Origin of the sequence: Lactococcus garvieae (genome assembly GCF_016027715.1) — a bacterium.
GTDB classification, from domain to species: domain Bacteria; phylum Bacillota; class Bacilli; order Lactobacillales; family Streptococcaceae; genus Lactococcus; species Lactococcus garvieae_A.
On sequence record NZ_CP065691.1, the window covers coordinates 1,643,573 to 1,664,115 of the forward strand.

Here is a 20,543-nt window from a genome sequence, read left to right on the forward strand (position 1 = left end):
TTGAACACTCAAAACTAAATAACAATCTCACAATAAATATGTAAAGCTGAACTCATAAGTTCTATTCTTTGGTAAAGTCCTCGAGCTATTAGTACTGGTCCGCTCCATCCCTCGCAGGACTTCCACTTCCAGCCTATCAACCTGATCATCTCTCAGGGCTCTTAATTCATAAAGAATGGGAAATCTCATCTTGAGGTGGGCTTCGCACTTAGATGCTTTCAGCGCTTATCCCTTCCCTACATAGCTACCCAGCGGTGCTCCTGGCGGAACAACTGGTACACCAGCGGTAAGTCCACCCCGGTCCTCTCGTACTAAGGGCAGATCCTCTCAAATTTCCTACGCCCGCGACGGATAGGGACCGAACTGTCTCACGACGTTCTGAACCCAGCTCGCGTGCCGCTTTAATGGGCGAACAGCCCAACCCTTGGGACCGACTACAGCCCCAGGATGCGACGAGCCGACATCGAGGTGCCAAACCTCCCCGTCGATGTGAACTCTTGGGGGAGATAAGCCTGTTATCCCCAGGGTAGCTTTTATCCGTTGAGCGATGGCCCTTCCATGCGGTACCACCGGATCACTAAGCCCTAGTTTCCTACCTGCTCGAGTTGTAGCTCTCGCAGTCAAGCTCCCTTATACCTTTACACTCTACACATGATTTCCAACCATGTTGAGGGAACCTTTGGGCGCCTCCGTTACTCTTTAGGAGGCGACCGCCCCAGTCAAACTGCCCGACAGACACTGTCTCCCACGCCGATTATGCGTGTGGGTTAGAGCAACCATGAAGCAAGGGTAGTATCCCAACAGCGACTCACTTGAAACTAGCGTCCCAAGGTCAAAGTCTCCTACCTATCCTGTACATGCTTCACAGGTACTCAATATCAATCTGCAGTAAAGCTCCATGGGGTCTTTCCGTCCTGTCGCGGGTAACCTGCATCTTCACAGGTACTAAAATTTCACCGAGTCTCTCGTTGAGACAGTATCCAAATCATTACGCCTTTCGTGCGGGTCGGAACTTACCCGACAAGGAATTTCGCTACCTTAGGACCGTTATAGTTACGGCCGCCGTTTACTGGGGCTTCAATTCAGAGCTTCGACCGAAGTCTAACCCCTCCTCTTAACCTTCCAGCACCGGGCAGGCGTCACCCCCTATACATCACCTTGCGGTTTAGCAGAGAGCTGTGTTTTTGATAAACAGTTGCTTGGATCTTTTCACTGCGGCTGTACATAGTACAGCACCCCTTCTCCCGAAGTTACGGGGTCATTTTGCCGAGTTCCTTAACGAGAGTTCTCTCGATCACCTGAGGCTACTCGCCTCGACTACCTGTGTCGGTTTGCGGTACGGGTAGTATTATATTAAACGCTAGAAGATTTTCTTGGCAGTGTGACATCAAGGGCTTCGCAACCGTAGTTGCTTCCCCATCACAGCTCAATGTTAAAGGAAAATGCATTTGACACATTCCACACCTCACTGCTTAGACCAGAATCCATTAACTGGCTCCCTTTAGCCTACTGCGTCCCTCCATCACTTATAATACTAGTACAGGAATATCAACCTGTTGTCCATCGACTACGCCTTTCGGCCTCGCCTTAGGTCCCGACTAACCCAGGGCGGACGAGCCTTCCCCTGGAAACCTTAGTCTTACGGTGGATAAGATTCTCACTTATCTTGCGCTACTCATACCGGCATTCTCACTTGTAATCGCTCCAGCACCCCTCACGGTATACCTTCATCGCTGATTACAACGCTCTCCTACCATTTAATTATTATTAAATCCACAGCTTCGGTAATATGTTTAGCCCCGGTACATTTTCGGCGCAGGGTCACTCGACTAGTGAGCTATTACGCACTCTTTGAATGATAGCTGCTTCTGAGCTAACATCCTAGTTGTCTGTGCAACCCCACATCCTTTTCCACTTAACATATATTTTGGGACCTTAGCTGGTGGTCTGGGCTGTTTCCCTTTCGACTACGGATCTTAGCACTCGCAGTCTGACTGCCGCACATGTGTATTAGCATTCGGAGTTTATCTGAAATTGGTAACCCGAGATGGGCCCCTCATCCAAACAGTGCTCTACCTCCAATACACTTAAATTGCGACGCTAGCCCTAAAGCTATTTCGGAGAGAACCAGCTATCTCCCAGTTCGTTTGGAATTTCTCCGCTATCCACAAGTCATCCAAACACTTTTCAACGTGTCCTGGTTCGGTCCTCCAGTGCGTCTTACCGCACCTTCAACCTGCTCATGGATAGGTCACTAGGTTTCGGGTCTACATCATGATACTAAAGCGCCCTATTCAGACTCGCTTTCGCTACGGCTCCGCCTCTTCAGCTTAACCTCGCATCATAACGTAACTCGCCGGTTCATTCTACAAAAGGCACGCTCTCACCCATTGACGGGCTCGAACTTCTTGTAGGCACACGGTTTCAGGTGCTATTTCACTCCCCTCCCGGGGTTCTTTTCACCTTTCCCTCACGGTACTGGTTCACTATCGGTCATTAAGGAGTATTTAGGCTTGGGAGATGGTCCTCCCGGATTCAAACTGGATTTCGCGTGTCCAGCCCTACTCAGGATACTGCTAGGTATAAAGTCTATTTCAAATACGAGGCTATTACTCTCTTTGGCTTACCTTCCCAGGTAATTCTTCTATAAACTTTAAGTCCACGTTGCAGTCCTACAACCCCAAGAAGCAAGCTTCTTGGTTTGGCCTGTTTCCCGTTCGCTCGCCGCTACTTAGGAAATCGTTTTTACTTTCTCTTCCTGCAGGTACTTAGATGTTTCAGTTCTCTGCGTTACCTTCACGTAAGCTATGTATTCACTTACGGATACTATGCATAACATAGTGGGTTTCCCCATTCGGAGACCTAGGGATCAATGCGTACTTACTGCTCCCCCTAGAATATCGTCGTTAGTCACGTCCTTCTTCGGCTCTTAATGCCAAGGCATCCACCGTGCGCCCTTATTAACTTTGCCATTAAAACAAGTATAAGTTTTTTCGAACTATTTAAAATAATTCGCAGCTTTACAGAAATGTTTAAAACATTTCTCGGTTTATTTATCGTTATAAGATATTGTTATTTAGTTTTCAATGATCAATTCCTATTTTTACGTCTTCGTTGACAAGATACTTCCGTATCTTATGGAGCCTAGCGGGATCGAACCGCTGACCTCCTGCGTGCAAAGCAGGCGCTCTCCCAGCTGAGCTAAGGCCCCTTCTCTCAACGCAATCTTCTCTATCTTGCATCAAAAGACTGCTTGTATGGTCTTTATAGACCCCTCAAAACTGAATAAAGTAGAACAACATCTTTTTTTATATTCCTTAGAAAGGAGGTGATCCAGCCGCACCTTCCGATACGGCTACCTTGTTACGACTTCACCCCAGTCATCGGTCTTACCTTAGGAAGCGCCCTCCTTGCGGTTAGGCAACCTACTTTGGGTACTCCCAACTTCCGTGGTGTGACGGGCGGTGTGTACAAGGCCCGGGAACGTATTCACCGCGGCGTGCTGATCCGCGATTACTAGCGATTCCGACTTCATGCAGGCGAGTTGCAGCCTGCAATCCGAACTGAGAATGGTTTTAAGAGATTAGCGCACCCTCGCGGGTTGGCGACTCGTTGTACCATCCATTGTAGCACGTGTGTAGCCCAGGTCATAAGGGGCATGATGATTTGACGTCATCCCCACCTTCCTCCGGTTTATCACCGGCAGTCTCACTAGAGTGCCCAACTTAATGATGGCAACTAGTAATAAGGGTTGCGCTCGTTGCGGGACTTAACCCAACATCTCACGACACGAGCTGACGACAACCATGCACCACCTGTATCCAGTGTCCCGAAGGAACTCCTTATCTCTAAGGATAGCACTGGTATGTCAAGACCTGGTAAGGTTCTTCGCGTTGCTTCGAATTAAACCACATGCTCCACCGCTTGTGCGGGCCCCCGTCAATTCCTTTGAGTTTCAACCTTGCGGTCGTACTCCCCAGGCGGAGTGCTTAATGCGTTAGCTGCGCTACAGAGAACTTATAGCTCCCTACAGCTAGCACTCATCGTTTACGGCGTGGACTACCAGGGTATCTAATCCTGTTTGCTCCCCACGCTTTCGAGCCTCAGTGTCAGTTACAGGCCAGAGAGCCGCTTTCGCCTCCGGTGTTCCTCCATATATCTACGCATTTCACCGCTACACATGGAATTCCACTCTCCTCTCCTGCACTCAAGTCTCCCAGTTTCCAATGCACACAATGGTTGAGCCACTGCCTTTTACATCAGACTTAAGAAACCACCTGCGCTCGCTTTACGCCCAATAAATCCGGACAACGCTTGGGACCTACGTATTACCGCGGCTGCTGGCACGTAGTTAGCCGTCCCTTTCTGGTTAGATACCGTCACTTAAGTAACTTTCCACTCTACTTAACGTTCTTCTCTAACAACAGAGTTTTACGATCCGAAAACCTTCTTCACTCACGCGGCGTTGCTCGGTCAGGGTTGCCCCCATTGCCGAAGATTCCCTACTGCTGCCTCCCGTAGGAGTCTGGGCCGTGTCTCAGTCCCAGTGTGGCCGATCACCCTCTCAGGTCGGCTATGTATCATCGCCTTGGTAGTCCTTTACACTACCAACTAGCTAATACAACGCGGGATCATCAAGTAGTGAAGCATTTGCTTCTTTTAAATAAGAATCATGCGATCCTCATTGTTATGCGGTATTAGCGTTCGTTTCCAAACGTTGTCCCCCGCTACTCGGCAGATTTCCCACGCGTTACTCACCCGTTCGCCGCTCTTCATAAAGATAGCAAGCTATCTCTAATCATCGCTCGACTTGCATGTATTAGGCACGCCGCCAGCGTTCGTCCTGAGCCAGGATCAAACTCTCATTTAATTTTAGTTCACAAATGAACTGGCTGTGTTTTTGTTTTGTCTTTCATTATTGAATTGACAGTTGGTATACAAGAAGTTCCCTTCTCGCATATAGTCATTCTACTTTATTCAGTTTTCAAAGGTCTATCGCTCTCTCAAGAGATGTGCTCTCTCGCGACAACTATTATATTCTATCAAACTACCTCCCAGCTGTCAAGAATAAACTGTGAATTTCTATAAAAAATTTTATCTTGTTCGGTTTTACCCTTATATCATGGGCTTTATAGCTATTTTTTTATTTTAAAATAAACTGGTAATTTTGCTCAAACGTTGTTTAAAAATAAAAAAAGCTGACGAATTCGTCAGCTTTTTCGTTTACATATCAACATTATGATAAACTTTTTGCACATCGTCGTCGTCTTCTAACGCATCAACGAGTCCTTCAAAGATTTCTAAGTCTTCTCCTGAAAGCTCAATTTCATTTTGAGCGATTAATTCAAGTTCAGTTGTTGTAAATTCAGTAATTCCTTTTGCCTTAAGAGCTGCGATAGCTTTATGCAAGTCAGTAGGCTCTGTATATACTACAATTTGACCTTCTTCAGCTGAAACATCACGCACATCGATTTCTTCTTCCATCAGATATTCGAAAATCTCATCTGCATCGTCTCCTGCAAAAACGATAACACCTGTATTATCAAACATATAGCCCACTGAACCTTCAGCACCAATATTTCCACCATTTTTATGGAAAATGGTACGGATATTTGAGATGGTGCGGTTCACGTTAGATGTCAGGGTTTCACAGATAATCATTGAACCGTTTGGCCCAAATCCTTCATAACGTCCTGATACAAAAGCTTCTTCTGCTCCACCTTTAGCTTTATCAATCGCTTTATCGATAACATGTTTTGGTACTTGTGCTTGTTTAGCACGTTCAATAACAAATTTAAGAGCAGTATTTGATTCTGGATCTGGCTCTCCTTGTTTTGCGGCTACATATATTTCGACACCAAATTTTGCATAAACTTTTGATGTTGCTCCGTCTTTTGCTGATTTTTTAGCGGCAATATTGGCCCATTTGCGTCCCATGGGACACCTCCTATTTTCAATTTATTCTTAAATATTATATCACAAAATCAAGGGTTTGCGCCCATGGTTCTGTTCTTTTAAATCACTATTACCCATTTGATAAATATCGTCAGATCTCTGCGTGAGTAAATCCCATGATTCTTTACCTATGCGTGTTACAAGTTTATCCTTAACTGATGCCAGATGATTCTGTCCCTCTTTCGTAAAGCCTAATACATGAATTTTTTCAGGCAATTGAAACTCCCGAGGGATATCTAACAACACATAGGTTAAGAGTCTTCGCACTCTTGCTCTTGTGTAGCGTTTTGTATGAACGGCTTCTACTAGCTCATCAAAGGATGCTACTTTGTTGATGGCATTTCTTATCCGACTCTCTAATTCTTTATTCATTTGGAAGATGGAGTCTAGACTACTTGAAATTATTTTGTAGCGCAATAAATGAAAATAGTCCTCCCACGAAACCCGTGGATTTTGATAAAGCATATGTGAATTTTCAGGAATAAATTTCCGAATATCTTCACGTCCAATATTGGCACGGATAGCTGTTGCAGAAGCTATATCACCATTTAAACTTTGAGAGTGAAAATCATTGCTGCGTCGAATCGCTCGAAGTTGAATGTCTTTCCCCGCACTAGCTTTAGCGTAAGCTAAAGCCAACACATGATTAGGAGTATTACCATCAAAATTTAAACCGGAAAATTTCTGCCACATCAGCTGCGTTTTTTCAGGGTAGCTGAGTTTATCGGGTAAACTTTTAACAAAGTCATCCATCTCATCCGCCTGTTTTTGATATAATTCAACAATTTTTTGATAGTCAATTGTGGTTTCAGATCCAAAGACGACTTCATCTACATTCATCTCACTAAGAATCGCTATTGCCGATTTTGCAAAAAAGTCTGCAGATTGTACAGCTCCCATCACCGGAAGCTCAACAACGATATCGGCTCCATTTCTTAGAGCCATTTCTGCTCTCGTCCACTTATCAAAAAGAGCTGGCTCGCCCCTTTGCATAAAATTCCCAGACATGGCAACGATTTTAATACCTTCGCCTGCCTGATCTAACAAATATTTATGTCCATTATGGAAAGGATTGAACTCAGCAATAATTCCTATTATTTTTTGCATACAAAGAACCAACGTAAGCTTTCATCATCAGGTTTTTCATCTTGAAAGTCAGCATATACTTCAACTTTTGAAAATTTGTGAAGTAATTTCAAATATTCAGCTATTGGATACGTTCTTTCTTGATGTACCTCATCTTTACGCACGAATTTTCCATCAGCATCCTTTACAAAAAAAGTTAACTCATGAACAATTGAGTGCAAATCATCCCCTTCAAAAGAATCCCAGAGAAAAGCAAAATCTTCTTCATTTTCATGATAAGAGTAGCCCGGAAAAACCTCATTGATTTGAAAAGTGGAGTGCACATCGAAGATAAAAGTTCCCTTATCTTTCAAAGCACCATACACGCCATCAAATACACGCTTAACCTCTGAAGGGTCCGACATATAGCATAGGGAATCAGAATAACAAGTTACAGCGTCAAAGGCTGCTTTTGAGGCAAGTTCTCGCATGTCTCCAGCCGCAAAGGTAATCTGTTCTCCAGCTTGTCGCGCGCGTTGATCGGCAATTGTTAGCATTTCCTCTGATAAGTCAACACCAGTTACATCATACCCGGCCTGACTAAATCTCACGGACAAAATCCCTGTACCACAAGCAAGTTCCATAAGCTTTTCAGTATTCTTCGAAAAATGTCGCTGACTAAAATCAAACCATGCTTCATACAGGTCTTCATCCATGACCGAGTCATAAACTCGGGCAAATTCTTCATAAGAAGCTGTCATTTATTCAGAAACCCATTCATTTACATCAACAAGCGGCGCATCTGACCAAAGTTTTTCTAAATTAAAACGTAAGCGTGAATCGTGATCAAAAACATTGACGATTACATCACCAAGGTCAACAAGAACCCAACCTGTACGCGCATCGCCTTCAATATGTCCAGCAGCTTGAACACCAAGTTTTTCGGCTTCTTCTGCAACATTATCAACAATTGCATCGATTTGACGCATGTTCATGGCTTCAAGCACCACAAAATAATCGGCTACACCTGAAACAGCAGCTACGTCAAGTGCTACAATATCCAAGGCTTTTTTATCATCGGCTGCTTTTACAACTGTTTCGAGTAATTGTTTTGAATTCATTAATATTCCTATTTTCTATTTATTAATTTTTTAAATATTTTACAAAAGCATTGTATGTTTCAATACTTTGAGGGTAAATTTTTACCCGGAGTTCTGCTAAATAATCAATGAGTCGCATGGTTTCAAATGCTACTGCCATATCAAGTGAACAATTCGCGATAGCTCTCGCTTCAATGACACCTGGAAAATCCCTACCTTCTTCAATATAGTCAGCTACATAGAGAACTTTAGCTAATGCGGACATCTCTGCACTGCCTACAGTGTGGACTTCGATAGCATGTAAAATTTCCGGGTCCCGCAAGCCTAAATCTTCTTGGAGCTTATAGATTCCTACACGCCCATGCCAGATATTATTGCCCCAGTTTTTTAAGTCTTCATCTAACTCATACTTATCAATCAGCTCTAAAAAAACGTGATCAGGTACTTCTTTTGCATAATCATGTAAAAGAGCAGAAAGACTCGCTTTATGAGGGTCTACACCATATTTTTTAGCAAGAAAAATGGCCGCTTTTTCGACACCGAGTATATGTCGGAAACGCTTTTCAGACATCTGTTCTTTTATTTTATCCAGCAGGCTCTCACGTGACAATTCTACTTCTGGGTAAAACTCAAACATACAGCCCCTCCTTTTTGATGTAATCCAACACTTTTGGCGCCAGCAAAAAATTAGGTACGATTCCACGACTAAACTGTTCACGTATCATATTTCCCGATATATCCATACCAGGAACATCTACCCATAAAATAGGATAACTTGTTCCTGCACGAAAACGTGGGCGTCGCACTCCTACAAGTTGTACAAGCTCCAAGAGCTTGTCGATACTTTCCCAACTAGAGAGACTATTAATTAAATCACCACCAACTATAAAGTAAAAATCAGTATCTGGATACTCTGCTTTAAGTGCTTTCACCGTTTCATAGATGCCCTCTTTGGCTTGGCATCGACATTTATTAAGTTTAAGGCCTTCTTTTCCCTCCAAAGCCAATTCCAGCATCCGGGTTACATGCCCATCTGTGTTATGCTCTGGGAGAAAGATGACTTCTTCCAAATTAAGCTGCTGACGCACTTGATCAGCTATTGTTAAGTGTGCAATGTGTACAGGATTGAAGCTTCCCCAAAAAAGGCCGATAGCACGGCGAACACCAGCACTTTCCTCTTGTAGATTCACCTTAGTAAAAGGTGTTAGAAGTTCAAGCGACATATTTTATACCTTTTTTACATCTTCTGAAATTTTACGATTTTCTTTGCGGTCACTGACCTTAAAAACAACAACATTACGCCCAATAATCTGCACCACAGTAAGGCCCATTTCATCAATCATTGATGCAACATCTTTAGCAGTTTCATCAGAGTTTTGTAAGATGTTGACCTTGATTAATTCACGCGCATCAGCAGCATGACGAATGCTTGTCAATATTTCATTAGTCAAACCTGACTTACCAATTTGAACAATTGGACGAATATTTACAGCCAAACTACGCAAATAGCGCTTTTGTTTTCCAGTTAATTCCATTTTATTTCTCTTTTCTAATAATTATCAAGCTTCCAAGTCATATTAGGAGCGATAAGCCCTCTAACCTTGTAAGCTGTTTCGCCTTCAACAACATCATTGACCATAGCTATTTTTTTCAACTCAGGCAGTTTATAAGCCATTGCATAAGGCAATTCCAATTCAAAATCAACAAAAAGTTCATGCAATTTTTCTAGAATAGCCGTACGTAACCACTGCACACCTTCTTCTGATTTTATAGAAAGTTGCACAGCTGGTGCCAAAGTTGGTACAAAGTCTTGAGCCTTATCCATTTTATTATAAACATTCAAGACAGGTATACCCTGAATATTCATCTCTTCCATTAATTTTTGAACAGTTTTCTCATGGACTTCATGATGTGGATTGCTGGCATCAATGACATGAATAAGCAAATCAACATGCGTGGACTCTTCGAGAGTTGACTTAAAGGCCTTGATTAACTCTGTAGGAAGATCTTGTATAAAGCCGACAGTATCCGTTAAACTAACAGTAAAATCTTCTTTTATCTTAACAAGTTTTGTCGTTGCATCAAGTGTAGCAAAAAGTTCATCTTTCTCGTACTGTGTTTTGTCAGTCAGAGCATTCATGATACTTGATTTACCTGCATTCGTATAACCAATGAGTCCTACTTTAAATATTGAGCTTTCATTACGTTTTTTCCGAATGGTTTCGCGCGTTTTTTCAACTTTTTTGAGTTGTTTTTCGATATTCTCTATACGCGTACGAATATAACGTCGGTCTGTTTCAAGTTTGCTTTCCCCAGGCCCTTTGGACCCAATTCCACCACCTTGGCGGCTCAGCATAATTCCTTGGCCGACTAAACGCGGCAGCAAATAGCTAAGTTGGGCTTGCTCTACTTGAAGCATCCCTTCATGTGAACGTGCTCGTAAAGCAAATATATCTAAAATTAATTGCATTCGGTCAATAACCTTAATGCCTAAAGCTTCTTCAAGATTGATATTTTGTCGAGGAGTCAAACGATCATTGAAAATAACAGTGTCTATTTCTCCGACCTCAATTGCCCAACGCATCTGCTCAAGTTTACCAGTACCAATCAAGAATCTGCTGTCGTATTTATCGCGCTTTTGGGTAAAAGCGTCAACTACAAGACCTCCTGCCGTTTTTGTTAATTCGGCAAGCTCAAGCATGGAGCTCTCAAAATTCTCGCTGTTTTCAAAGGTTTCAACGCCAGCGAGTAAAACACGCTCTTGTTTTTCTTCTAAATTTATCATTTTTATACCAATGCCTTACGTAAAACAACATCGACACCTTCTGGTACCCATGCAGCAACAACACCACGCTCTGCTACACGAATCCAACCTAGTCCTGAGAAGACAATGTCTGATTTTTCTTTTACAGAGAACTCTTTACGAATGAGTTTTGGAAAAGCTGCAAGATCTTTGGCACCTGGCGGCACAAGTAAACTGCCTACATGCTTTTCATAAAATTCAGTAGCCCCTTCTAGTTTTGTACGATGAATATTTAATTCATTATCACAAAAAACAGTAAGCCCTTGTTTTTCGCCTTTAATATAATCAAAGCGCGCTAAACCTCCTAAAAAGAGTGTTTGTCCAGCATTCAGCTGATAAGTCTTCGGTTTAATTTCCTTTTTAGGAGAAACAAGCTTAAGATCTTTGGCCTCAAGGTAGTGAGCCATTTGCCCCCGATGAATAATTCCTGGTGTGTCAATCAAAAGGCTATCATCGTCTAATGGTATCTCAATTTTATCCAAGGTTGTACCTGGAAAACGACTTGTCGTAATCACATTATCATCACCTGTAACAAGTTTGATGATCGCATTAATCAAAGTTGATTTACCCACATTCGTTACACCAACCACATACACATCACGACCTTTACGTCTTCTCTCAATTTTTTCCATGAGTTCTCGTACATCTTCTTGGTTTTTTGCTGAAGTTACGAGTACATCCAGTGGACGGAGGCCGGCTTTTTTGGCCTGTTCTTTTAACCAAGCAGTCATCTTCCCAACTTTTAACGAGTGAGGTAGTATATCTTTTTTATTGGCCACCAAGAGCAAATCATTATTCCCTGTAAAACGATGCAAGCTCGGAATCAAAGACCCATTAAAGTCAAAGATATCAACAACATTCACGATAAGTGCATCATGTTCTCCAATCTCACTTAGAAGGCGCAAAAAATCATCGTCTGTCAAACTGACATCGGCAATCTCATTATAATGACGCAAGCGGAAGCAACGCTGACAGTAGAGTGCGTCGTCTTCCCCTCTTTTGGCAAGAGCTCCTGCTGGCAGAAAGCCGAGAGCATTTTTATCTTCAGTTTGTATCAAAGCACCGCAGCCAATACAGTGCAATTCTTCCATAATATTTTCAGTTTCAGTCATAGGGCTATTTTAACACAAATCGTGCTTTTATTCTCCTCTGTTCTTTCATAAGCTTCTATATTTTTTCATCTCTTCTCACTTCGTACTTTTATTTCTGTTTTTTGACTTCCTATCAGGAACTCACCACTTTTGAGATCCCAAACGAATGTTTCTAAAAAACTTCAGAAATGAAAAAAGGCTTCTTCAGATACATTATACATAAAATCCCCTTCAATGTTAAGATAAGCTGTGAAGAAAAGCTGGTATGCTCGTTACACTTTTAGCAAGTGTCTCTTGTAGAAGGTGGGCATTCTCCCACTCTGGCCCCCCTCATTGGCTCACTATGTATACCCCTTAATCATCCTGTTGCAGCATGCGTGTGCATTCACGTGTTAGAAAAAGACACGAGTTAAATAACAAATAAAAACAAAGCCTCACAAAAAAGAGAAAAAATAAAAAGCATAAGTTGATACTTACGCTTTTTGCTGTTTTTAACGATAATCTGGTTTTTCTTTATGATTATTATAAACGTTAGCAATACGTTCAGCTGCACCAGGTTCAACCATCTCTAGAGCATTAGAAATTTCATTGAAAGCACCATCGTAGTTACGTGCACGATCAAAGAGTTGTAAGCTACGTGCTATAGCTCCTGCTATACGCTCGTCACTTGCTTTATAGCGATTAGCATATTGCATTAATTGTTCTGCAAGAACGGCATGATCGACTAAGTCATCTGTCGCATCTTTCAGAGCTTCCATATCATGAGTGGAAGTATCTAACTGATGATTCACTACATCAATATTGATTCGTACTTTACCCAACTCTTTGAAAAGTGCTTCTAAGCGTTCGCTCGTAGCAAAGAAAAGATCCAAATAATCCTTTGGCAAACCAGGTAGATTACGTTTTTCAACATAGCGCTTAATAATACGTAATTCTGAATCAAAACGATCCGCAGTTTCTTGCGCAACTTTTTCTTGTTCACGTAAGTTAACAAGACCTTCACTAATGCTGATTTGGTTTTTTTCAATGTCTTCCAAAGCATCAACGATAGAATTTACATTGCCACCTAAAGCTGAATAAGGTTTTTGTTTTTCAGTGACAGCTTCAAGTACACTGTCAACTTCTCTTTCAAGGATATCAAGATGTTCGGAATAGCTTCGTACCGCTGCCTTTTCGTTATCTGAAAGCAGGTAAGATTGCATGGTATGATCAATTTCCAACAAAAGATTTTTGTTGTTGGCACGTGTGTGCTCAATATAGCTTCGTAGAATATTCACACGTTTTTCAACACTACGGCGTGCCTTATACTCGCGTTCAAAGATATCGTAAACACTGTTGATGCGGTCATTGATTGATGTAATACGTGCTTCAGTTGCTTCAAGCTCAAAGCTATCAAGTAGTGTTTTGGCTTCTTCTAGATCTTTATGAACACTTGCCATTTCACTTTCAAGATCCACGCTAGCAGGAAGAACATAATCTTCATCTTCAAACTTCTTGATTGTTTCTTCTAACTCTTCAATTTGTTTAGGCAATTCTTTATCTACAACCACTAAAAGATCTGGAATTTGTTCAGTGATCGCACGCAAAGCAATAGTATGCTCTTCGGCTGTTTCTAACACTTCCGCCGCTTCTATTGGATCGCCGGTTGAGTTAAGGGTTACAAATTGTGAAAATTCTGTTTCAATATTTGCCAGATTACGATTGATCTCATCGATAACTGTTCCATAGATTTCTTGATTGTCAGTAATCTCATCACGCAGTGTTTCGTATAAGTCAAGGGATTCTTGAATCTTTGTTGAATTACGTTTTTCTTGTTCCACTAATTCAGCAACACCTGCACGAATAGCTTCAACTTCTGATTCCATAACCTCGATTTGTGCTTCACTGTCGTCTGCAGATTCACGGGCACGGAAAAAATGGAAGGAGTCGTTCAATTGCTCGGCTTCAAAAATATGGTTTTCTAAGTCAGCAAAAGAATCTGATGACAAGTCAATCCATTTTTGGTTCCACTCGCGAAAAATTGTTTGCGATTGGCCAACCAAATGCATTTTCTTGACAGCATCTAATTCCTCTTGCACTGGCAAATCAAAAAGCAGCTCCTTGCGTTCTTCCAACTCAAGAATACGATTTTCTGTTTTCTTACGCATTACCATTGAAAAAACATAGAATCCAACGACAATGACTATGAGAACGCCCAAAAGAATAATTATTGTACTTGACATCTTCTCTCCAAAACTTTAGGTAATTTTATCTTTTTATTTAAACTTATTTTTAAATACAAAGTTTCACTCTTTATTATAGCACATTATATTTGATTTTACATCACTTTTCTACATTTTTTAGAATGCCTAAAATATTACAGCTATTCCTTTAGAAAACTCTTCCAAAAACAAGGATGAATTCCAAAGAAAAAAGCAGTTCTTTTGAACTGCTTTTTCTTTATTTTTAAATTAAGCAAGACCTGCTGCTTCTGCAACTTCAGCTGCAAAATTATTTTCAGCTTTTTCGATACCTTCACCAACTTCATAGCGTGTGAAAGCAACTACTTTAGCCCCTTTAGTTTCAAGGAAAGCTTCAACTGTTTTGCTGTCATCCATTACGTAAAGTTGTCCAAGAAGTGTGTACGCTTGGTCGACTTTAGTATTGTCAATGATAAATTTAGCAACCTTACCTGGAATGATTTTACCCAAGATAGCTTCAGGTTTACCTTCAGCCAAGAGTTCTTCTTTCATTTCAGCTTCAGCATTAGCAAGAACTTCTTCTGTTAATTGGCTGCGTGAACCATATGCAAGATGTGGAAGCATTGGTTTGTTAACCAATTTGCGGCTTTCATTGTCTTCATCAATAGTGTGGTTCATTTTAGCTAATTCATCATGAACAAACTCAGCATCCAAGTCTTTGTATGAAAGAACTGTTGGATTCATAGCAGCAATGTGCATTGCAACAGATTTAGCAAGCTCAGCGTCTCCACCTTCGATAACTGTAACTACACCAATACGCCCTTGGTTATGTTGATAAACACCAAAAGTTTGTTCGTCTGTTTTTTCGATAAGTTGGAAACGACGGAATGAAATTTTTTCACCGATAGTAGCTGTAGCTTGAGTATATGAGTCTTCAAGACTGATACCTTCTGCAGTTGTCAAAGCCAAAGCTTCTTCATTTGTTGCAGGTTTTTTCTCTGCGATAAGTTCAGCTGTTTCTTTAACGATAGCAACAAACTGTTCATTTTTAGCAACAAAGTCTGTTTCTGAGTTCAATTCGATAAGTGCTGCAGTATTACCATTTACGGCGATACCTGTCAAACCTTCAGCGGCAATACGGTCAGCTTTCTTCTCAGCTTTAGCAATACCTTTTTCACGAAGAAGCTCAGCTGCTGCTTCCATATTTCCATCAGTTTCAACAAGTGCGCGTTTAGCATCCATGATACCTGCACCAGTTTTTTCACGCAATTCTTTAACTTGAGCTGCTGTTACTGCCATTGTATAGTTCTCCTATTATTATATTTTATAAAAAAACAGGGAGGCGTAGGGCCTCGCCTGTATTATTCATTACAAATTATTTGCCTTCAACGATTTCAGCAAGTTCTTCAAGTGATTCTTCTGAAGCAGCAGTATCTTTAACTGCAAGTTCTTCTTCTACTGAATCTTCACCTTGACGACCTTCGATGATAGCGTCAGCCATTTTAGCAGTAATCAATTTAACTGCACGGATAGCATCATCGTTAGCTGGGATAATAACGTCGATTGGATCTGGATCCGCGTTTGTATCAACCATAGCTACAACTGGGATTCCCAATTTTTGTGCTTCTTGGATAGCGATTTGTTCATTGTGTGGGTCAACAACGTACATCACATCTGGGATGCGAGGCATATCAGCGATACCACCGATGAATTTTTCAAGACGTTCGCGTTCTTTATTCAAAAGAACAACTTCTTTCTTAGGTAAAACTTCGAAAGTTCCGTCTTCTTCCATTTTGTTGATTGATTTAAGGCGTGCAACACGTTTTTGGATAGTGTTCCAGTTAGTGAGCATACCACCAAGCCAACGGTGGTTTACGTAGTATTGACCAGCACGGAGGGCTTCTTCTTTAACAGCTTCTGAAGCTTGTTTTTTAGTACCAACAAAGAGTACTACTGCACCTTCAGTTGAAGCGTTACGTACATAGTTGTAAGCATCGTCAACAAGTTTAACTGTTTTTTGAAGGTCGATAACGTGGATACCATTACGTTCTGTGAAGATGAATGGTTTCATTTTTGGGTTCCAACGACGAGTTTGGTGACCGAAGTGAACACCAGCTTCAAGAAGTTGTTTCATTGAAATAACTGACATATTAATGTCTCCTTTTAAAATAGTTTTTCCTCTTTTGACCATCAGCCAATGCCGCTACACATGTGCACTACGACACTGTCAAGCCAAAATGTGAAATTGTTGCCAAGCGACAACACTACTATTATACACTAAGTTAAGCTGTATTGCAAGTAACCTTCTTATCTCTGGAGAGACACTCTCGGTATTATAAAATGTGAGAGATTTAGTTTCCTGAAAACGCTCATTTATGATAAAATAATTATACGAATATTAAATGTAAAAGGAGCCAAACTATGCGCGAAAAAATTCTGGTTGGTGGATACACTAAGCGTGAATCAAAGGGGATTTACAGTTTTGATTTAGACATTGCAAAGGAAGAACTTTCTAATTTAACAGAGGTTGCTACTGTTCAAAATGCAACATATCTCGCTTTAGATAAAAAGAAACAGCACCTTTATACCTGTGCTGCGGATGAGCATGGCGGAGGTATTGCTTCTTTATCTTATAAAAGAGGGAAAGCAGAGCTCTTAAATTATGTTACCGGCGCTGGTGCTCCACTTTGTTATGTAGCTGTTGATGATAAACGTGGCTTTGTTTATGGCGCAAACTATCATTTGGGTGAAATTCGTGTCTATAAAATTCAAAAAGATGGCTCATTGGTTTTGACTGATACAGTAAAACATGAGGGTGAAGGATCGAAAGTTCATCCGGGTCAAGAACGTCCACATGTACATTATGCGGATCTTACACCAGATGGTCGTCTTGTAACGTGTGATCTTGGGACAGATGAAATTACTGTTTATGATGTGGTCGGAGAAGACGGTAAGCTTTCTATTGTTACTTTGTATCGTATGCCAGCAGGTACAGGGGTGCGTCACCTCACTTTCCATCCTAACGGTAAAATAGCCTACGCTATCGGTGAGTTTTCTTCAACAGTTACTGTTCTCAGTTATAATGAAGAAAAAGGACGCTTTGCAGCTTTAGAAACTATCAGTACCCTTCCAGCTAATTATGATGGTGTAAAAAGTGCAGCTGCGATTCGCCTCTCCTCCGACGGAGAATTCCTTTATGCTTCCAACCGAGGCGATAATTCAATAGCTATTTACAGTGTCAGCCCATTAGGAACAAAAATAACTTTAGAAAATATCGTAAAAACCGAAGGCAAAACGCCTCGTGATTTTAATTTTAATAGTACAGAGGATTTCATTATCGTAGCACATCAAGACAGTGATAACATTAGCCTTTTCCGTCGAGACAGGAAAACAGGGTTACTTACACTTAAACAAAAAGACTTTTATAGCCCAGAGGGCACTTGCATTTTACCAACACTCTAAAAAAACCGCCAAATAAGGCGGTTTTTTTAGCATTAAAATGCGAGGAGTATCTTATCAAGAATAATATTGTGCTAAATTACACAATATTATTTGACAGCACTTACAAACTTTGTTAAAATAATAACGTGATAAATTTCACAAAGGAGAAATTTAATATATGTCAAGCAATAAAACCACTACCAAAAAAGAATTGACAGCTGCTGATAAAATGGAGTTAGTAGCCAAAGCTGAAGCCTATACAGATAGTCTAGTCAAAAAAGCCCATCAAGCCGCTTTGCAGTTTGAAGGCTACACTCAAGTTCAAGTAGACAAAATCGTTGCTGCCATGGCTTTAGCCGCAAGTGAACATTCACTCGAACTGGCTCACGAGGCTCATAATGAAACAGGGCGTGGTATCGTGGAAGATAAAGATACTAAAAACCGTTTCGCTTCAGAATCCGTTTATAATTCAATCAAAAATGATAAAACTGTCGGAGTAATCAGTGAAAACAAAGTTGCCGGCTCTGTTGAGATTGCAGCCCCACTAGGTGTTCTGGCCGGTATTGTGCCAACAACTAACCCTACCTCAACAACGATTTTCAAATCACTATTATCAGCAAAAACACGTAATGCTATCGTTTTTGCCTTCCATCCTCAAGCCCAAAGATGCTCTTCACATGCCGCACGAATCGTTTATGAAGCAGCCTTGAAAGCTGGAGCGCCAGAAAACTTTATCCAATGGGTTGAAGATCCTAGCCTTTATAATACAACAGCACTTATTCAAAATACGGGGATTGCTTCAATCTTAGCTACTGGTGGCCCGGGTATGGTAAATGCAGCCCTCAAATCTGGTAATCCATCCTTAGGTGTTGGTGCAGGTAATGGTGCAGTCTTTGTAGATGCTACAGCCAATGTTGACCGTGCTGTTGAAGACCTTCTTCTTTCTAAGCGTTTTGATAACGGTATGATTTGTGCAACCGAAAATTCAGCTGTCATTGCAGAAGAAATTTACGATGAGTTCCTTGAAAAACTCCAAGAACATGGGGCTTATAAAGTACCGAAGGAAGATTATGAAGCAATCGAAAAATTTGTCTTTGTTGAACGTGCAGGGGAAGGTTTCGGAGTAACCGGACCTGTTGCAGGACGTCCAGGACCTTGGATTGCTGAGCAAGCCGGTGTAAAAGTACCTGAGGGTAAAGATGTCCTTCTCTTTGAACTTGACCAAGAAAACATTGGAGAAGCTTTATCTTCTGAAAAACTTAGTCCACTTCTTTCCTTATACAAATCTACATCACGTGAGAATGGTAAGGAAATTGTCCAAAAGCTCTTAGCATACCAAGGGGCAGGCCACAATGCAGCGATCCAAATCGGTGCACAAGACGACCCATTCGTCAAAGAATATGCGGATGCTATCGGTGCAGCGCGTATCTTGGTCAACCAACCTGACTCTATCGGGGGAGTTGGTGATATTTATACTGATGCAATGCGTCCATCTTTGACGCTAGGAACTGGTTCATGGGGTAAAAATTCAATCTCACACAACTTGAGTACATATGATCTATTGAATATTAAAACAGTGGCACGTCGTCGTAATCGCCCACAATGGGTTCGTCTGCCAAAAGAAATCTACTACGAAAACAACTCAATTTCTTATCTACAAGAAATGCCTGATGTGAAACGCGCCTTTGTCGTAACCGACCACGGCATGCTACAATTTGGCTTTGTTGACCACATGCTTGAACAGTTAGCCGTACGTGAAACACAGGTTCAGACAGCTATCTATGGCTCTGTAAAACCCGACCCAACACTCTCACAAGCTATCGAAATCGCACGCCAAATGAATGATTTCAAGCCAGATACTGTCATCGCCCTTGGTGGTGGTTCTCCACTTGATGCTGCTAAAATTGGTCGCTTGATTTATGAATATTCTGTACGCGGCGAGGTTGATCTTAATGATGACGTGGCCCTAAAAGCTCTCTTTGAGCAGTTGGCCCAAAAATTCATCGACATCCGTAAGCGTATTGTCAAATTCCCTCACCAAGAGCAAACACAGTTAGTCTGTATCCCAACCACTTCTGGTACAGGATCAGAAGTTACACCATTTGCTGTTATTACTGATGATGAGACACACGTGAAGTATCCTTTAGCTGATTATCAATTAACACCTCAAGTAGCTATCGTGGATCCTGAGTTTGTTATGACTGTTCCAAAACGTACAGTCGCTTGGTCAGGTATTGATGCTCTCAGCCATGCGCTTGAATCATATGTCTCTGTAATGGCCTCTGACTATACTAAACCATTGTCACTTCGCGCAATCAAACTCATCTTTGACAACTTAACAACTTCTTACCAATACGATCCTTCAAAACCTTCTAAAGAAGGTCAGGTCGCTCGTGCCAATATGCATAATGCTGCAACACTAGCTGGTATGGCTTTCGCCAATGCTTTCCTCGGAATCAACCACTCATTAGCCCATAAAGTTGGTGGAGAGTTTGAATTACCACACGGATTAGCTATTGCTATCGCTATGCCTCACGTGATTAAGTTCAATGCAGTTACTGGCAATGTGAAACGTACGCCTTACCCACGTTATGAAATTTATCGTGCTCAAGAAGACTATGCCGAAATTGCTCGTTATATCGGATTGACTGGTCAAAATGATGCCGAACTTGTTGATAAACTTATCATGGAGATTAAGAAGTTGACCGACAGCATTGACATTGATGTAACACTCTCAGGCAATGGAGTAGATAAAGACCATTTGGAACGTGAATTAGATAAATTATCAAACCTCGTTTATGATGATCAATGTACACCAGGAAATCCACGTCAGCCAAGTATTGCCGAAATTAAAACACTCTTAAGAGATCAATATTAAACAAATAAAAAAAGCTGTGAATAACAGCTT

At 41.4% G+C, this 20,543-nt stretch carries 14 protein-coding genes, 1 tRNA gene and 2 rRNA genes; 2 read left to right on the forward strand and 15 right to left on the reverse strand.

The features are described from left to right. Window positions 1–68 precede the first annotated feature (68 nt). The 15 genes from I6G50_RS08230 to rpsB all read right to left on the reverse strand — a co-directional run bounded on the left by I6G50_RS08230 (window position 69) and on the right by rpsB (window position 16,343). A 23S ribosomal RNA gene (locus I6G50_RS08230) occupies window positions 69–2,971 on the reverse strand. 167 nt (window positions 2,972–3,138) lie between these two features. Then, window positions 3,139–3,211, reverse strand: a tRNA-Ala gene (locus I6G50_RS08235). A gap of 110 nt (window positions 3,212–3,321) precedes the next feature. Beyond that, a 16S ribosomal RNA gene (locus I6G50_RS08240) occupies window positions 3,322–4,870 on the reverse strand. Together the 16S and 23S rRNA genes with 1 tRNA gene alongside form the textbook arrangement of a ribosomal RNA operon. A gap of 353 nt (window positions 4,871–5,223) precedes the next feature. Continuing rightward, the gene (locus tag I6G50_RS08245; RefSeq protein ID WP_081168461.1) at window positions 5,224–5,937 is read right to left on the reverse strand and encodes a YebC/PmpR family DNA-binding transcriptional regulator; all 714 of its coding nucleotides are present in this window, start codon (window positions 5,935–5,937) and stop codon (window positions 5,224–5,226) included. A 39-nt stretch (window positions 5,938–5,976) separates the two neighbouring features. Continuing rightward, on the reverse strand, window positions 5,977–7,062 hold the full coding sequence (locus I6G50_RS08250; protein WP_197908513.1) for a nucleotidyltransferase: 1,086 nt from the start codon (window positions 7,060–7,062) through the stop codon (window positions 5,977–5,979). Next, the gene (locus I6G50_RS08255) at window positions 7,050–7,781 is read right to left on the reverse strand and encodes a class I SAM-dependent DNA methyltransferase (protein WP_197908515.1); all 732 of its coding nucleotides are present in this window, start codon (window positions 7,779–7,781) and stop codon (window positions 7,050–7,052) included. Before I6G50_RS08255 ends, I6G50_RS08250 begins: the two co-directional genes overlap by 13 nt. Continuing rightward, window positions 7,782–8,141, reverse strand: a complete 360-nt coding sequence (gene rsfS, locus I6G50_RS08260) for a ribosome silencing factor (protein WP_003134912.1) — start codon at window positions 8,139–8,141, stop codon at window positions 7,782–7,784. It lies immediately after the preceding gene. Window positions 8,142–8,163: 22 nt separating this feature from the next. Further along, window positions 8,164–8,757: a bis(5'-nucleosyl)-tetraphosphatase (symmetrical) YqeK gene (yqeK, locus tag I6G50_RS08265; RefSeq protein ID WP_197908517.1), complete on the reverse strand. Its 594-nt coding sequence runs from the start codon at window positions 8,755–8,757 to the stop codon at window positions 8,164–8,166. Then, window positions 8,750–9,343 (reverse strand): nicotinate-nicotinamide nucleotide adenylyltransferase, encoded by a 594-nt coding sequence (locus I6G50_RS08270; protein WP_197908518.1) that lies wholly within the window; start codon window positions 9,341–9,343, stop codon window positions 8,750–8,752. Before I6G50_RS08270 ends, yqeK begins: the two co-directional genes overlap by 8 nt. A gap of 3 nt (window positions 9,344–9,346) precedes the next feature. Further along, window positions 9,347–9,655, reverse strand: a complete 309-nt coding sequence (gene yhbY, locus I6G50_RS08275) for a ribosome assembly RNA-binding protein YhbY (protein WP_003134915.1) — start codon at window positions 9,653–9,655, stop codon at window positions 9,347–9,349. Window positions 9,656–9,669: 14 nt separating this feature from the next. Continuing rightward, window positions 9,670–10,905 carry a GTPase HflX gene (gene hflX / locus I6G50_RS08280; protein ID WP_197908520.1) on the reverse strand — a complete coding sequence of 412 codons (1,236 nt, stop codon included), beginning with the start codon at window positions 10,903–10,905 and terminating at the stop codon, window positions 9,670–9,672. 2 nt (window positions 10,906–10,907) lie between these two features. Then, window positions 10,908–12,014 carry a ribosome biogenesis GTPase YqeH gene (gene yqeH / locus I6G50_RS08285; protein ID WP_197909424.1) on the reverse strand — a complete coding sequence of 369 codons (1,107 nt, stop codon included), beginning with the start codon at window positions 12,012–12,014 and terminating at the stop codon, window positions 10,908–10,910. Between the two features lie 491 nt (window positions 12,015–12,505). After that, the gene (gene ezrA, locus I6G50_RS08290; protein ID WP_197908522.1) at window positions 12,506–14,236 is read right to left on the reverse strand and encodes a septation ring formation regulator EzrA; all 1,731 of its coding nucleotides are present in this window, start codon (window positions 14,234–14,236) and stop codon (window positions 12,506–12,508) included. 228 nt (window positions 14,237–14,464) lie between these two features. Further along, complete coding sequence (gene tsf, locus I6G50_RS08295; RefSeq protein WP_003134920.1) at window positions 14,465–15,493, reverse strand: translation elongation factor Ts; 1,029 nt, start codon at window positions 15,491–15,493, stop codon at window positions 14,465–14,467. Between the two features lie 76 nt (window positions 15,494–15,569). Beyond that, window positions 15,570–16,343, reverse strand: a complete 774-nt coding sequence (rpsB, locus tag I6G50_RS08300) for a 30S ribosomal protein S2 (RefSeq protein WP_003134921.1) — start codon at window positions 16,341–16,343, stop codon at window positions 15,570–15,572. Window positions 16,344–16,615: 272 nt separating this feature from the next. Here rpsB and I6G50_RS08305 point away from each other — a divergent pair, with 272 nt between their 5' ends. Beyond that, the gene (locus tag I6G50_RS08305) at window positions 16,616–17,656 is read left to right on the forward strand and encodes a lactonase family protein (protein WP_003134922.1); all 1,041 of its coding nucleotides are present in this window, start codon (window positions 16,616–16,618) and stop codon (window positions 17,654–17,656) included. Between the two features lie 157 nt (window positions 17,657–17,813). Then, a complete protein-coding gene (adhE, locus tag I6G50_RS08310) occupies window positions 17,814–20,513 on the forward strand; it encodes a bifunctional acetaldehyde-CoA/alcohol dehydrogenase (RefSeq protein ID WP_197908524.1) in 2,700 nt (899 codons plus the stop codon). The last annotated feature ends 30 nt before the right edge of the window (window positions 20,514–20,543 follow it).